Below are 16,438 nucleotides of genomic sequence, written 5' to 3' on the forward strand. Positions count from 1 at the left end.
CTTAAACTATAAACATATATAATATAGTTTTAATGTATATCCAAATTAATTCTAAGAATACATTTAACTGACTTCGTGACATTCTTAGCTTATAAATCCAGAAGAGCTTAGAACTTTTACTTATAACTCTGTTTATGCCGATGTTATTATGGGGTGCTATCAAGTGCGAAAAGTTCTTAGATTTTCCGAATTTATAGGCTTTAGAATGTTTAAAGATAGTTAATAGTATCGAAAAATAATTATATATACATTGAGGTAACCATTTATTTTACTCAAGTACTTAACATAAATAGGAAAGGATGATATCCATGGCGTTAGATGGGATTTTTATACATAGTATTGTAGAAGAATTAAAAAGCTACCTACTAAATGGTAGAGTTGATAAGGTAAATCAACCAGAAAAAGACGAAATAGTTTTATCAATTAAAAATGAAAGAAAGACTTATAAACTTTTGATTAGTGCTAGTTCAGTTTTTCCTAAAATACATCTTTCAAAACAAAGCAAACAAAATCCAATGCAACCTCCTTTGTTCTGTATGGTATTGAGGAAACATCTTAATACGGGGAAAATTATCAATATAAGACAGTTAGATACTGATAGGGTTATATTTATAGATTTTGAAAGTTCGGATGAATTAGGATTTAACAGTGTATACACTTTAGTAGTAGAAATAATGGGAAGACATAGCAATGTTACATTGATCCGTCAAAGAGATAGTATTATCATGGACAGCATAAAGCACATAACTCCAGAAATAAATTCTGTTAGGAGTCTTTACCCCGGAATCAAATACATCTTCCCTCCTGATTCTACTAAACTAAATCCCTTCGAATGCACCTATGAAAGCTTTAAATCTTATATTATAAAAAATAATCTTGAACTAGATACCAATATTTTTTCTAAAGTTTTTACTGGTGTAGGACCTCAGTTTTCTAAAGAAATCCTATATAGATTTAACAAAACATACAAAGACTTATCATTAGAAAACATTGATTGCATATATACGTTTTCTAATCAAATCTTTAATAGGATAAAAAATAACGAGTTTTATTTTGCTTCATATTCTACAGATAACTCTATAAAAGATTTCTACTGCGAAAAACTCAGTTACTTAAATGAATATGATCACAAAGTATACTCTTCACCTTCTGAGTTACTTGAAGAATTTTATCTAGAAAAAGATAAAGCAGATAGATTAAATAACAAGAGCTCAGATTTACAGAAATTAATAAATATTAATTTAGAAAGATGTTATAAGAAAATTCAAATATTAAAAAATAGTCTTGAGGACTGTGAGAACAGAGATACCTATAAAATTTATGGAGAAATATTGACATCTAATATTTACAGTTTGAAAAAAGGCGACACTTTAGCAAGGCTGCAAAACTATTATAGTGAAGGCTTAGAGTATATTGATATTAAGCTTGATGAAAACAAAACTCCTACTGAAAACATTCAACACTATTTTAAAAAATATAATAAACTAAAAAAGACAGAAGAAGCAGCCAAGTTGCAGATGTCAATGACTGAGGAAGAGATAGAATACCTGCAGTCAGTTTTAACTAATATAAAGAATGCTGAGGACTATGAAAGCATAGAAGAAATTAAGAGAGAACTCATGGAAACTGGATATATTAAATTTAAAAAAATATCCAATAAAAAACCAAAAGCTTCAAAGCCTATGAAATTTATTTCTAGTGATGGTATTGAAATATATGTAGGAAAAAATAATTTTCAAAATGATTATTTGACTTTAAAGTTTGCTGATAAAAGAGATATATGGATGCATACTAAAAATATACCTGGTTCTCATGTTATAATTAAAAACTTTGGAAATATTCCTGACAAAACGCTGGAGGAAGGTGCTCTATTAGCTGCTTTTTATAGTAAAGGAAAAGACTCTACAAAGGTTCCTGTGGATTATACAGAGATAAGAAATGTTCATAAACCAAATGGCTCAAAGCCAGGTATGGTTATTTACTATACCAATAAGACTATATATGTAGACCCTAAAAAACCTGAATTAGAGCAACTATCCTAATCTTAAGGCAAAATACCATTACTAAATTTTAAGAATTAAAATAAGCAATATCAAATTTATTAATTTCAATAAATTTGATATTGCTTTTATTATGCTTATAATTATAATGTAAATCTGCAAGTAGTCATATGTAATATATAGACATTTATCCCATCATATGCATTTATTATTATTATTTTTATGTTGCAACTTAAACTAGATTTTGGTACAATAAATTCAAATATTAATAAATTACCGAATATTAAGTTAATTGTTCTTATATCATTACGTCGTGTTAAACTTTTAACTTTCAATATTTGACAATAACCAACTTTTTTCAGGTCTCCTTGATTCTGTTTTATTGAGTCTTTTATTAATTTCATTAAAATTACATATAAAAATTATTAATTTATTCATTAATACTATCAATATATTAAAGTTTGTTATTTTTTATTTTTTTAGAAGGAATTTATTCATATTTACAGAATATTATTTAAAGATAATAAATTAAATAATTCATATTTATTAATTTCTTATTCACATTTTATCAATTAAACTTTATAGTTTAAAAATTAATTTATTTGGAGGTAACCAAACATGAAAAATTCAACAAAAAATGCACTCATCATCGGATTCGCACTCTTTGCAATGTTCTTTGGTGCGGGAAACCTCATCTTCCCACCATACTTAGGTAAAGCCGTTGGTTCAAGCTTCGGCATAGCTATCATAGGTTTTTTAATCACTGGAGTTGGACTACCACTTAGTGGAGTAATTGCTTGTGCAATGATTAATGGTTCATTTGAAGACATGGCAAACAGAGTAGGTAAGAAATTTGCAGTACTTGCTACTGTAGCATTAATATTAGCTATAGGACCAATGCTTGCTATACCTAGAACTGCTGCAACAACTTTTGAATTAGGGGTACATCCTATATTTCCTTCAGTATCACCTATTGTTTCTGTTATAGTTTACTTTGGTATTACATTATTCTTCGTACTTAGACCATCATCACTTATAGATGATATAGGTAAAATTCTTACACCAGCACTTTTAGTTATGTTAGCTATCATAATTTTTAAAGGAATTATAAATCCTATTGGACCAGTTGTAGCTACAAATTACCAAAATGTATTTTCAAGCTCACTATTAGAAGGTTATCAAACAATGGATGCTATGGCATCAGTTATATTTGCATCTATGATCCTTACATCTGTAAGATCAAAGGGTTATAGCACTCCAAAAGATGTAATGATGATGACCATAAAATCAGCAGGTGTTGCAGTTGCTGGACTTGCATTTGTATATGGCGGACTTATGTATCTTGGAAGTCAGACAAGCACTATACTACCAGCAGATATAGCTAGAACTACTCTTGTTACTGAAATCGTTAAGCTAGACTTAGGAAGTATTGGAAGTGTTGTTCTTGGTCTTGCAGTAGGTCTCGCTTGTTTAACTACAGCAATCGGACTAGTTTCTACTGGAGCAGAATTCTTCGCTAAACTTTTCAAAGGAAAAGTTTCTTACAATGTTTTAGCAATAACTATATCACTAATAAGTGCAGTAATAGCTACACAAAATGTTGATAAAATAGTTGCTCTTGCTGTTCCTGTATTATTAGTACTATACCCTATAGTAATAGTTCTAATAGTAATGACATTACTTGGCAAAAAAGTTAAAAGTGATAAAGTTGTTGCAATTACAACTTATGCTACTTTAATAGTTAGTTTACTAGATACTATAAATATTCTATCTTCAGGAAAAGTTGGTTTCATAAAATCAGTTATTGATATCATTCCTTTATCAAGCTCTGGATTTACATGGCTTTTACCAGCTGTAGCTGCATTCATTATAGCTTCAGTAGTTGTAAAATCAGATTCAAGCAATAAACAATTAGATAAAAACGCTGCTTAATATAAACAGAGTTCTTGTTGTCAGATGAAGTTTTAATTCCATCTGATACTTAGAACTCGTTATCCAGGGACGTACCCGCTCTTTACTCCATCTTTGGAAAAGATCGAGTATTAGAGCGGGTGGTCATCGGGTAAAAATAAAGTCTATATGGAAATTCCATATAGACTTTATTTTTATTCTTCATAAAATTTTTTCTCTGGCTTAGGTCCAAGATACTGATAATAATAACACTTCAATCTTCCATTATAAAGCTTTCTGTTCTTTGTTGCATCTTTACCAAAATGCTTTTGAAACTCTGGGTGAGCTGTAATTACAAAATAAGACCAATCTTTAAGCTTTTCAAAAACTTCTCCCATATCTTTATATAAAGCCTCTACCTGTTTAGCTTCTCCAAGTCTCTCTCCATAAGGAGGATTAGTGATTATATAACCATATCTTTTTCTTGAACTAAACTCCTGCATAGGTATTCTTTGAAAATTTATATACTCTTCTACGCCAGCCTTTTTTGCATTTTCCATTGCTGTTCTAATTACTCTACTATCTATGTCTGAGGCCATTATTTTAAATTCCTTATTATTTACAGCATTTTTTGCAAACTTTCTGCTTTCATCCCATATATTCTTGGATATGATATCCCACTGCTCTGAAACAAAATTCCTATTTAAGCCAGGGGCAATGTTCTTACCTATAAGAGCTGCTTCGATAGCAATTGTACCTGAACCGCACATAGGGTCCGCTAGAAGTCTTGATGGCTCCCATTTACTTAAAAGTACTAGTGCAGCTGCTAAAGTTTCTTTTATAGGGGCTCCACCAGCATTCTCTCGGTATCCTCTTTTATGTAGTCCTGTGCCAGATGTATCTAACGTTAAGGTTACTATATCCTTTAAAAGAGCTACTTCTACCCTGTATCTAGGTCCTTCTTCGCTAAACCACTCTCTTTTGTATTTTCTTTTCATAGCTTCAATCATAGCTTTTTTCACTATAGACTGACAATCTGGAACACTAAACAAAGTAGACTTAATTGATTTTCCTTCTACATGCATAAATGCATCTACAGGCATTATATTCCCCCAATCTACGGCTAGCGTTCCTTGAAATAACTCTTCAAACGTCTTGGCTTCAAATTCTGCCATTTTTATTAATACTCTATCTGCAGTTCTAAGCCACATATTACATGTAACTATATCTCTTTCATCACCTTCAAAAGTTACTTTACCATTTTCTATTTTTAGGTCATCATATCCAAGCTCTTTAAGTTCACTTGCTACTACAGATTCTAGTCCGAAAGTTGCTGTTGCAATTAATGTATAATTCATTTGTATATCTCCTTTTTACCGTTAATTTCTATCCTAACTGGATAACGCTCTCATTACATCTTATTATAACCATAGTAAGATAATTTTTAAAGGATAAATAAAAAAGTCTCTAAAACTATTATTTGAAGTTTTAGAGACTTTTAATCAATGTTTATGCTACTTGTGTTTCTGCTATATTCTCCATAGTTTCATCTATCTTAGTATCTGTTCTTTCAGAAACACTCTTATCTGGTAATATCAGATTTAATATAATTCCTACTATAGTAGCCAGTGCAACTCCTGCTATTTCCACATCTGAACCATTAACAGTAAATCTCACAGCAGCCCCTCCGATTCCAACTACTATTATAACTGAGGCAAGTATTAAATTTTTCTTCTTCCCAAAGTCTATCTTGTCTTCTACAAATATTCTAAATCCCGATGAAGCTATTATACCGAAAAGTAGTATACTAACTCCACCCATAACCGGCATTGGCATATTTTCAATTATAGCTGCCACCGGACCTATGAAGGAAAGTAATATTGCTATAACTCCTGCTCCTCCTATTACCCATACACTATATACCCTTGTTATTGCCATAACTCCTATGTTTTCTCCATAGGTTGTATTCGGAGGACCTCCAACTAACCCTGCAAACATAGTAGCTACACCATCACCTAATATTGATCTGTGTAAACCTGGTTCCTTAGTGAAGTCTCTTCCCACTATATTATTTGTAACATAAACATGGCCTATATGTTCTGCTAGTGTTACAAATGATATCGGTGCCATGAGCATTATAGCATTTAGATTAAACTTAGGTGTTACAAAAGGTGGAAGTCTTAATAAGTCCGCACTCATGATAGAGTTCATAGCTTCGTGAGGTATAACACCAAGAACTAATGCTGTTACATACCCTGTAATCATTGATATTAGTATTGGTATCACTCCTAAGAACCCCTTAAAATACATACTTCCAAGTATGCCTACTCCTAGCGTAACCATAGATACGGTTATCCACGCCCACCTTGGTACACTTTCCATTGCTGGTGTAGTATAAGCTGAATTTAATCCTGCCCAGTTTATTGCAACTCCAGCAAGACCTAATCCAATAACTATAACTATTGAACCCACTACAACTGGTGGTAAAGCTTTGTTTAACCAGTTTGTGCCACAAAACTTAATAATAATTGCAACTATAATATAAACCATACCTGCAGCAATAACTCCTGAAAGCATAGCGCTTGGCCCATAACTTTTAGAAGCAACTAGCATTGGTCCTATAAATGCAAAGGATGAACCAATAAATGCTGGAAGTTTTGCTTTTGTACAAAATATATATAGTAATGTTCCAACACCACTACAGAAAAGTGCTATAGAAGGACTCATTCCTGTAATCATTGGAACCAATATTGTAGCACCTACCATAGCAAAAAGGTGCTGCAAGCTTAAGGGAATAGTCACTCCAATGGGTAATCTTTCTTCGACGTCTACAAAGTTTTTCATTTTACTTTTCCTCCTTTTATAGCCTCACAGGACTATTTTAAAAGTTTTATTATATATACTTATTAAATAAATATAAGCATATTAAATACGTTATTATAATTCATAAATTTTTACTGAGTCACACTCATCAAATTCTTCAATTTCAACAGATACAAGTTCACTTTTTGATGTAGGAATATTTTTACCCACATAATCCGGTCTTAGCGGAAGTTCTCTATGTCCTCTATCTACTAAAACCGCTAGTTGAATCATCATAGGTCTTCCAGAGTGTATAACTGCATCAATCGCTGCTCTTACTGTTCTTCCTGTATAAATTACATCATCTACTAATATAATCTTCTTGTTCTGAACATTAATCAAATCTACATTCTTTACTATTGGCTGCTCTCCGAGTTTGCTTAGGTCATCTCTATATAGTGTTATATCTACGCTTTCTACAGGAACTTTTACGCCTTCAATCTCTTCAATTATTGTTGAAATTCTTTCAGCTATCGGATATCCTCTCCTCTTAATTCCTACAAGAACTATATCTTCTACACCTTTGTTTTTTTCAATTATTTCATGAGATATTCTTGTTAAAGTTCTTTTAACACCTTTTTCATCTAGTATTACAGCTTTAAGATTTGTCATGTGTACCCCCTCCTTTTAAACTATGACTTAGAATTAAAGTTTAATTTTGCCCCTAATAGTAAAAAACCCATACTCAGTGAGTAAGGGCGTAATAATTCTGTTAAAAGTTCAACTCTCGCCTTATGACCTCACTGGATCACTTAAAGGATTTATTCTATTATTATGTTGTATTATTCTATAACTTTATGTTATAGAAATTCTATCACACAATTCTTCTTATTTCAACTCATTTCTTAATATACCTAAAACTTTTTGAAAGTAATTTGGAAGTACAGTTTCAAATTCCAGATACTTTTCCGTAGTTGGATGGATGAATCCCAGCTTTTTAGCATGAAGCATTTGTCCATTTAGATTAAATCTTTGCTTTTTATAACCATAAACTGGATCCCCAACTACTGGATGTCCAATATAAGCCATGTGCACTCTAATTTGATGTGTTCTACCTGTTTCCAATACACATTCTACAAGCGTATTGTTTTTAAGTCTCTCTAACACCCTATAATGAGTAACAGCTCTTCTACCATCCTTTACCACTGCAATTTTTATTCTATCTACTGGGTGTCTTGCAAGCGGAGCATCCACAGTACCCTCATCCGTCTTGATTACTCCCTCCACCAATGCAACATATGCTCTTGTCATAGAGTGATCCTTGAATTGCTCTGCAAGCTTATTGTGAGCATTATCATGTTTTGCGACCACCAACACCCCTGAAGTATCTTTATCTATTCTGTGAACTATACCTGGCCTCATAACACCATTTATACCTGATAAATCCTTACAGTGCCCTAAAAGAGCATTTACTAAGGTTCCACTATAAACTCCTGCGGCAGGATGGACAACCATACCTTGAGGTTTGTTTATTACAATAACATCGCTATCCTCGTAAACTATATCTATAGGTATGTTTTCAGCCTCAACATTTAAGTGGGTAATATCTGGTATTATAACATCTACTTTATCTCCCACCTTTAGTTTATAATTACTCTTTTTCAAGACATCATTTATTGTTACATTACCTTCTTCTATCAAATTTTGAAGATAGGACCTTGACTTATCTTCAAAGCATTTAGATAAAAATACATCTAATCTTAGATTCTTTAAGTCATCTTCTACTACAAATTGGTTATTTTTCATAATTCTCTTCCTTTATTAAATAAATTGCAAGCAATGCAGTACCAGTTACTACTAAAATATCGGCTACGTTAAAAGTAGGGAAATAATATACATCCTTGTAGTGAAACATAATAAAGTCAACTACATATTTATAACCCATTCTATCAATTAAGTTTCCCATAGCTCCGCTTACTATAAGTGCTAAACTTACCCTCATTAATCTTGATACGGGTTTGTACCTAAACAGGTAATACATGATTGATAGCATTATAACTAAAGTTATAATTGAAAGAAAGCTTACTTTATTTTGTAAAATTCCAAAAGCAGCCCCTCTATTCTCTAAATAAGCCAGGCTGAAGAAATCTTTTATCACAACTATCTCTGAAACTTTAGATAAACTATTAAGTGCCCATATTTTTGTTGCTCTATCTAGAACTACCCCCAAAATGATTATTAGTATTTCCACTTACATCCCCCCATTTTTTAAGTATACAGTTGACAATTGACAGTGGACAGTTATGGAGGATTTTTCTCCGCTACGCTGCGAAAAACTATAATTCACTTAATTTACCTTAGGTAAATTAGGTTTAAATTAAAGTTTCCTTTAATTTAAACCTATAATGTTTTCCCACAAGCAAAACGAGCCTTCAAGAAACCAATTATTTTTCTGACGCAAGTAGGAAAACTTCCTTAACTGTCAACTATAAACTACTCATTATCGAATCATTCTTACATAGCTTAATTAAATAACCTAATAAACTCCATCAACCAATTTAATCTGGTAGTTGACTCTTATACTGCTGGTTACTTATTCTCTCTATAGGATCCACATAAGAATCATCGGTATCGGTATACCACTCCAACTGATCATCTAATCTATTAAATCTATCAACAGCTTGATAACTGTCCTCTGCATCGAATATTACCTTTTCATCTTTATCATAGTCATTAAATCCATAACCAAAAGGATAATCAATAACATACTCTTCTATAGGTCTATTATGTTTGTCTTCTGGTCTAGAGTCAGTAACCTCATTTTGACAACCTACACAAAATTGAGCATAAGGAATAAATTCCAATCTTTCATCCATTATCTTTCTACCACACATTTTGCATTTTCCATAAGTACCATCATCTATGCTTGCCAAAGCATCATCTATCTTTTTTATTATAGATAGTTCATTTTCTTTGAAAGCTAGCCCTCTTTCCTTATCAAACATCTCAGTAGCAGTATCTGCAGGGTGGTTATCATAGGCTGATAACTCTCTAGACATTGCTGAATTTGAGTTAATAGTTTCATTTTCTTCCATCTGATCTAAGAGTTCATACACCCTATTTTTTTCTTTCTTTAACCTTTTTCTAAAATATTCAAGTCTCTGATTATCCATAACTACAGAAGCTCCTTTCATAACATTTTAATTAATAATAAAGTATTATATTAAAATGTTTTTAAAGATATTTTTGACTATAGTTCTCCATACTAGTTTTATTTTTTACTTATCGACTATTCTTATTTTAACTAGATTTTTTTTATTTATTCTGTAATTATGGAATTTGTTTCATTTTACAAATACAAATTTTGTACAAAATAACTATATAATAATAAATATCATATAGGTTATTAAAAAGACAGTTGAAAAACAATTATTATTAACAGCTAAGTTTACAGAAGAAGCCTTCACCGTTGTTTTTAAATAACTGTCTAAATTATATCTTCTAGTTTTTTAATTCTATTGATTATATTTTCAAGAGTTTTCATAGATATAGTCTGTCTCGCATCGGACACAGAATTATCGGGACTTATATGACTTTCAATCATCAGCCCGTCAGCACCTGCTGCAATAGAGGCGAAACTCATTGTTCCAACCAATTCCCTTAGTCCTGTACCATGACTAGGATCAACTATAACTGGTAATCTGTACTTTTCTTTTATCACTGAAACACTATTTAAATCTAAAGTATTTCTTGTATAACTCTCAAAAGTTCTTATTCCTCTTTCACACAATACTACATCTAGATTTCCTGCTGCCATTATGTACTCCGCTGCATATACCCACTCACTAATAGTAGCGCTAAGACCTCTTTTAAGTAGCACCGGTGCTTTAGTCTTTCCAACTTCCTTTAAGAGAGTGTAATTATACATATTTCTAGATCCTATTTGAAGCATATCTGCATATTTAAGCACTTCATTTATATCTCTCGCATCCATAACTTCTGTTACTACTGGAAGATTCATTTCTTTTGAAACAGTACTTAAAATTCTAAGACCATCATCCTTAAGCCCCTGAAAATCATAAGGTGAAGTTCGCGGCTTAAAAGCTCCTCCCCTTAAAATATGCACTCCTAGCTGTTTAAGCTGACTTCCTATTTCCATCATAATGTCTAAGCTCTCCACAGAGCATGGTCCTGATATTGTAACCTTTTCTTTTCCACCTATAACTACATCTCTAACCCGAACCTTTATAGCTTCACCACTATTTTTATCTGCTAATAAATTTTTCATTTAATAATCACCTACATAAGTTGACTTTTAGCAATTGAATAATCCGTATGCTAAGTCTAATTCAATATAAACAAAATTCTTGGATAAACAGAATTCTTGGCTTCAGGTGGAGTTTTAACTCCATCTGAAGCTTAGAAGTCGTTATCCAGGGACGTAGCCGCTCTTTACTCCCCCTTGCAGAAAAGCAGATATCCCAAATCTCTGATTTGGTGATAGTCGCTTTCACAAAGTGCGGGGGAGTATTAGAGCGGGTAGTCATCGGATAAATCGATATAAATTAAATGCTCATAAGCATATTCTTAAGTATCTGTGTAGAATTTTTAATAGCAATTGGTGCAAATTTTTCATAATCCATATGAGCACCATTATTTGCATTATCAGATATAGATCTTATGACTACAAAATCTACTTTATTTAAGTAACAAACTTGAGCTATACTTCCGCCTTCCATTTCACAGGCAAGCGCTTCAAATTTCTCATTTAACCACTTTATTTTTTCTGTATTTGAAATAAATTGATCTCCTGTTACTATTCTTCCTACAAAGCTTTTATGCTCCTTAATATTTTCACAAGCAGATTTTGCTTTGTTTACAAGCTCATTATCACACTTAAAATCATATGTATCTAATCTTGGAACTTGACCTATTTCATCCCCAAAAGCCGATGTATCTATATCATGTTGTACTAAATTATCAGCTATAACAACATCCCCAGGATATACATCCTTTCCAATTCCTCCTGCTATCCCTACATTGATTACCTTATCTACATTAAAATCATCAATAAGGATCTGAGTACAAATAGCAGCATTCACCTTGCCAATTCCACTTCTTACCACTACTAAATCTTTGTCGTACAGTTTTCCAAAGTTAAAACGCATATTTGCTTTTATCTCTGTTTTTTCTAACTTCATTTCCTTTAATAGCATCTCTATCTCTTCATCCATAGCTCCAATAATTCCAACTACCATTTTATTTCCTCCTATTAATAATTTGAAGCTTCTTTTACAGAAACTTCTACTTTAATTTTCACCTATCAAAACTCTCTAACAAGTCAAATCCTATTTTGTCACCATGAGTTCTGTCATGATTAAAAGCATACATAAATGATGAATAATTGTCAACTTTATATTTTGTAGACACTCATTCTCAATCTACTCGCTTGTTTTAAGTATATTATACCATATTGACTATACTAACATTTTAAAAACACTTAATTTTGCATCAATCAGTTTTTATGTTATTGTTTACATTGCGTAATCGTCTCTAAAGTGCTATACAATGCTAAACTAAAAAAATCTCACTCGATTGAGTGGGATTTTTTCTTAATCATTTACAAAAAAGTTTTTAATTTCTTCAAGTTCATTACTATCAACAAAAATTTCTTCCTTCATCTCAAACTTATCTTTTTTCTGTTCACTAGATTCTACTGAGTTTAAAACTTCTGATGGAAGAACTTCAATTTCTTTACCTTTGAGTTTTATATCTTTATTTAAATTTTCATTAACTTCAAAACCTATATTATAGTATTTTACAAAATCCTTCTCCATATCATCAAACATTTCAAGCTGTGATTCCATGAAGCTTCTATACTTAGTTCTAAATTTGCAAAACTCTTGCTTTGTCCTTTCGAACTCATCAGTAATTTGTAAAACATCCCCGTGTGCTTTGTCAATTATTCTTTGAGCAGTTTCATTAGCATTCTTAACAATTAGCTCACTTTCTTTTTTAGCGTTTTCTCTAGCTTGTTCAGAAGCATTTTGTGCTAGTAATAATGTATTTTGTATAGTGGTTTCCATTTTATTATAATGATTTATTTTCTCTTCAATATTCAGGAGCTTTTCTTTTACAGATGAATTTTCTTTATATAGCGCTTCGTAACTTTCAGCTATTCTATCTAAAAACTCATCAACTTCTTCAGGACTATACCCTCTTATAACTTTTTTAAACTCCTTATTAGTTATATCCATAGCTGTGATTTTCATCGTGCTCACCCCAAATTAAATAAATTTTTTAACAAGAATTTTTGCTCTTCCCCTTCCTGTCAATCCAGCTTCTTCTACTATTTTAAATTTACCATATCCTCTTATGGTTACTATACAATCTCCACTTAAAGTTTTATCCTTTTTTAAAGCCTCGGAATAATCTACAAGTACCTTCCCATGCTTAATTAATTCTTCAGCCTTACTTCTTGATATATTGCACAAAGCACCGACAATGCAATCAATTCTTAAGGAGGAAACATTTACAACTATACTTTGAAAGTCATATACAGGAGTCTCTGCAGTGCTTGTATCTAAAACGTCTACAGTACACGAATATCTTCCTATACTAGTTAAATTCATTTGTATATAATTACTTATCTCTTCCTGTACAGCCAAATAACATTCGTCATTCTTTAAGATCAAATCTCCAAACTTTTCTCTTTTTATTCCAAGTGACATAACTGCTCCTAAATAATCCTTGTGTTGAAGCTTAGTAAACTTTGAATTATATGTAATTTTAATAAGATTAACTGGATATTGCCATACCTCATCTTGAGAAAATGCAATCATCCTTCTTTCTGCATCTGCAAATATTCCATAAACATAGACTCCAATACCTAATTCTCCTGAAATATTCTCTATTGTTTTCCATATATTAGGTGTATGAAATTCTCCGCTGTAAATCGTCTTGCTAGTTTTTTCTGCTAAAACTAGCTTATCATATATACTAGAAGCAATACTGCCATCTATAAAGTTAATCTTACCTAAAAAACTTTTTTTATCCATTGTTCTCATCACAAAATACTGTAAACAATCCTCTGTAATAAATCTAAGATAAATAAAGCTATAATAGGTGAAAAATCAATCATAAAATTTGGCATAAGTTTCTCTTGAATTTTTCTCCCTGGTATCATGAAAGGATCTGTAAATATTCTTAAAAGATCCCTAAATGCATTACTCCTTCCAGGCATAATCCAAGAGAGAACAACTTCTAGTAATATGGCACCTTCAAGAAATCTAAACAGTAAGGATACTGCAACTGCTAAAGTACTATTTATCATTATTAACCTCCACTGTTATTTATTCCAACTAAAAATCCCCTTACCTGACAATTCACTCTTTAAGTCATTACTTACTTCGACAGTAGCTGGCGATAATATATATATACCTCTTTCAACCTCTTCTAAATCGCCACCTAATGCATAGCTTGCACCTCCCATAAAATCTAAGAGCCTTTGTGCAGTTCTTGATTCTAATCCCGTAGTATTAATAACCACAATTTTCCTACTCTTTAATTCATCACAAATATCGGCTGCTTCTTCGTATGTAGTAGGCTTAACTATTTTGACTTTTGCCGAAATGTTATTATGTATACTTACAATTTTATTTTGTCTCTTAGAATTTGATACAAACGGCTCTACTTCACTTATATCGTTTACTGCTTTTTTCTCTTCTCTTTCTTCTTCTAGTTCTTCTTCAAGATCATCTTCTAGTCCTAAAAATCCCATCATCTTATTGATAACTTTACCTGCCATTGTATTTACCTCCTACTTATTATTATAATTTCTTTTACCAAATATACCTTCTCCTACCCTTACCATGGTAGAACCAACTTCAATTGCAATTTTATAATCACCAGTCATTCCCATAGATAAAATTTCCATACTAATATTAGTAAACTTTCTTTCTCTTAAATCATCAAATACATTCTTAAATTGTTTAAAATAATCTCGACAACTCAGATCATCTTCTCGAGGAATAATTGTCATTAGGCCCTTTACTCTTACATTATTACACTTTTCGCATGCTTGTAATAATTCCTCTAAATCCTCAAAATAAATTCCAGTTTTACTCTTCTCTCTTCCTATGTTTATCTGAATCAAAACTTGAGCTACTAAGTCCTGGGATTTATAATGTCTTTCCAATTCCTCAAGGAGCCTTACACTATCCAAAGAGTGAATAAGATGAACCTTACCAACTATATACTTAACCTTATTTCGCTGTAAGTGTCCTATTAAATGCCATCTGATATCACTAGGAAGTTTATCATATTTATCTATGAGCTCCTGAACTTTATTTTCACCAAAATCTCTAACGCCAGTATTATATGCTTCTTCTAAATCTGCAACAGGCCTAGTTTTGGAAACTGCTATCAAAGTAACATTTTCTGGTATAGTTTTTCTAATAATATTAATGTTTTCTTTTATTGACAACTTTATCGTCTCCTTTTAGCGCTAAATAGTAAATTTCCATTTTCCCAATTTACCATCTACTATTAATACTATTCTTCATAAAAATAAAAATTCCTTCAAAAATTAATTATTTTTTTAATTAATTTAAATATATATAGGGGTTATATTGGGGTAAAATGTAATTTTTTCATCATTTTACCTCAATGAACTCTTTCTTTTGATCACCAGTGTATGCAGCTATCTTAATCTCATCTGATTTCTCTACCTCTACTCTAATTTTTCTTGTCATTAGTGTTTTTAAGTAATTTTCATTTGACATCATATAATTATATAACACTTCATTATTTCCAATAGCTTGAATGGTGAATGTTGCTGCTATTTTCACTCCGTTAACTCTTAAAAATGGACCACTACAGTAAATCTCAGTACTCCCAATTATTCTTTGACCATTTATTGAAATTGCTTCTGCTCCAGCATTTCTTAAATCATTGATTACTTGTATTATATCAGTGTTATGCACAAGCCTAAGCTCATAATCAAAAGAATTCTCAATATCTTCATTAGTTGCATCGTTCAAATTTATTATAATTCCTTCACCTTCCACTGGAACCTTCCCAAGTACAATTTTATTCTCCTCTAATTCCTCTGTTATTGCACCAGTGACCTGATCTTCACTTTTCTCATTACTTTTATATTTCTCAAGCTTTATATAATACTTGTCATATTGTTCTATAAGTCCTGTTATATCATTAAATAATTTATTTTTGTAATTATATGCGTCTTGATATTGTTTTGCACTCAGGAATACTGTCCCCGAGTCTCTTGTAAAGCTGATATTCATCGATATTAGTATTCCAATAATTATAGAAGCTATGAATACAAAAGTGTTAGCCTCATTATTTTTCATCTAATTCACCTCATTAACGAGATCTTGCTTTTTCAATTAATACTCTTCTTATAACTGCAAAGTTATCAAAAACTCTTCCTCCAAATACAATTACCGCTGCGAGATATATAGGTACACCTAACTTATCCCCTAGATATGCAAGCCCTGCTGCAAGTACTGCATTTCCAAAAAAACCTGATATAAAGATATCTGGCTGAAAGTTCTTAGAAAGACTTCCCTTGATAGCACCGAAAACTGAATCTAAGCAAGCGAGTATCGCTACGGACATGTACGGAGAAAACTTTTCAGGAATATTAATATTCCAAACAATACCTATTATAACACCTATTATAAGTCCAAAAAAACCGACCATACGACCTAACACCCCTTTATTTT

Annotated in this window: 17 protein-coding genes; 2 read left to right on the forward strand and 15 right to left on the reverse strand. The window is 31.6% G+C overall.

Annotated elements, in window-relative coordinates; translation table 11 throughout:
• The first annotated feature begins 308 nt into the window (after positions 1-308).
• Positions 309-2,042: an Rqc2 family fibronectin-binding protein gene (locus AC0N0V_RS18150; RefSeq protein WP_474460003.1), complete on the forward strand. Its 1,734-nt coding sequence runs from the start codon at positions 309-311 to the stop codon at positions 2,040-2,042.
• Between the two features lie 576 nt (positions 2,043-2,618).
• Positions 2,619-3,932: a branched-chain amino acid transport system II carrier protein gene (brnQ, locus tag AC0N0V_RS18155; protein ID WP_474460005.1), complete on the forward strand. Its 1,314-nt coding sequence runs from the start codon at positions 2,619-2,621 to the stop codon at positions 3,930-3,932.
• Positions 3,933-4,105: 173 nt separating this feature from the next.
• Here the strand turns inward: brnQ and AC0N0V_RS18160 are convergent, their stop codons facing one another.
• From AC0N0V_RS18160 to AC0N0V_RS18230, 15 genes are all read right to left on the reverse strand, one after another.
• Positions 4,106-5,248: a THUMP domain-containing class I SAM-dependent RNA methyltransferase gene (locus AC0N0V_RS18160; RefSeq protein WP_474460007.1), complete on the reverse strand. Its 1,143-nt coding sequence runs from the start codon at positions 5,246-5,248 to the stop codon at positions 4,106-4,108.
• A 151-nt stretch (positions 5,249-5,399) separates the two neighbouring features.
• Positions 5,400-6,734 (reverse strand): uracil permease, encoded by a 1,335-nt coding sequence (gene uraA / locus AC0N0V_RS18165; protein ID WP_474460010.1) that lies wholly within the window; start codon positions 6,732-6,734, stop codon positions 5,400-5,402.
• 93 nt (positions 6,735-6,827) lie between these two features.
• Positions 6,828-7,364, reverse strand: coding sequence for a bifunctional pyr operon transcriptional regulator/uracil phosphoribosyltransferase PyrR (gene pyrR, locus AC0N0V_RS18170; RefSeq protein WP_474460012.1), 537 nt, complete (start codon positions 7,362-7,364; stop codon positions 6,828-6,830).
• 216 nt (positions 7,365-7,580) lie between these two features.
• Positions 7,581-8,498: an RluA family pseudouridine synthase gene (locus AC0N0V_RS18175; RefSeq protein ID WP_474460014.1), complete on the reverse strand. Its 918-nt coding sequence runs from the start codon at positions 8,496-8,498 to the stop codon at positions 7,581-7,583.
• A complete protein-coding gene (gene lspA, locus AC0N0V_RS18180; protein ID WP_474460017.1) occupies positions 8,488-8,943 on the reverse strand; it encodes a signal peptidase II in 456 nt (151 codons plus the stop codon). The genes AC0N0V_RS18175 and lspA overlap by 11 nt, the downstream gene beginning before the upstream one ends.
• 307 nt (positions 8,944-9,250) lie before the next feature.
• Positions 9,251-9,865 (reverse strand): TraR/DksA C4-type zinc finger protein, encoded by a 615-nt coding sequence (locus tag AC0N0V_RS18185; protein WP_474460019.1) that lies wholly within the window; start codon positions 9,863-9,865, stop codon positions 9,251-9,253.
• A gap of 314 nt (positions 9,866-10,179) precedes the next feature.
• Entirely contained in the window at positions 10,180-10,980 is an 801-nt protein-coding gene (gene aroF, locus AC0N0V_RS18190) for a 3-deoxy-7-phosphoheptulonate synthase (protein ID WP_474460021.1), read from the reverse strand.
• 277 nt (positions 10,981-11,257) lie between these two features.
• Positions 11,258-11,950 (reverse strand): 5'-methylthioadenosine/adenosylhomocysteine nucleosidase, encoded by a 693-nt coding sequence (locus tag AC0N0V_RS18195; RefSeq protein ID WP_474460023.1) that lies wholly within the window; start codon positions 11,948-11,950, stop codon positions 11,258-11,260.
• A gap of 354 nt (positions 11,951-12,304) precedes the next feature.
• Positions 12,305-12,964 (reverse strand): DivIVA domain-containing protein, encoded by a 660-nt coding sequence (locus AC0N0V_RS18200; RefSeq protein WP_474460025.1) that lies wholly within the window; start codon positions 12,962-12,964, stop codon positions 12,305-12,307.
• A 15-nt stretch (positions 12,965-12,979) separates the two neighbouring features.
• On the reverse strand, positions 12,980-13,750 hold the full coding sequence (locus tag AC0N0V_RS18205; protein WP_474460027.1) for a YlmH family RNA-binding protein: 771 nt from the start codon (positions 13,748-13,750) through the stop codon (positions 12,980-12,982).
• Positions 13,751-13,758: 8 nt separating this feature from the next.
• On the reverse strand, positions 13,759-14,025 hold the full coding sequence (locus AC0N0V_RS18210) for a YggT family protein (protein WP_474460029.1): 267 nt from the start codon (positions 14,023-14,025) through the stop codon (positions 13,759-13,761).
• 15 nt (positions 14,026-14,040) lie between these two features.
• Positions 14,041-14,499, reverse strand: coding sequence for a cell division protein SepF (locus AC0N0V_RS18215; RefSeq protein WP_474460031.1), 459 nt, complete (start codon positions 14,497-14,499; stop codon positions 14,041-14,043).
• Between the two features lie 12 nt (positions 14,500-14,511).
• Complete coding sequence (locus AC0N0V_RS18220) at positions 14,512-15,177, reverse strand: YggS family pyridoxal phosphate-dependent enzyme (protein ID WP_474460034.1); 666 nt, start codon at positions 15,175-15,177, stop codon at positions 14,512-14,514.
• A gap of 169 nt (positions 15,178-15,346) precedes the next feature.
• On the reverse strand, positions 15,347-16,063 hold the full coding sequence (locus AC0N0V_RS18225; RefSeq protein WP_474460037.1) for a DUF881 domain-containing protein: 717 nt from the start codon (positions 16,061-16,063) through the stop codon (positions 15,347-15,349).
• Between the two features lie 13 nt (positions 16,064-16,076).
• Positions 16,077-16,415, reverse strand: a complete 339-nt coding sequence (locus AC0N0V_RS18230) for a small basic family protein (protein WP_474460039.1) — start codon at positions 16,413-16,415, stop codon at positions 16,077-16,079.
• Positions 16,416-16,438 lie beyond the last annotated feature (23 nt).

It is taken from the genome of Clostridium sp. CS1-1, assembly GCF_056135525.1.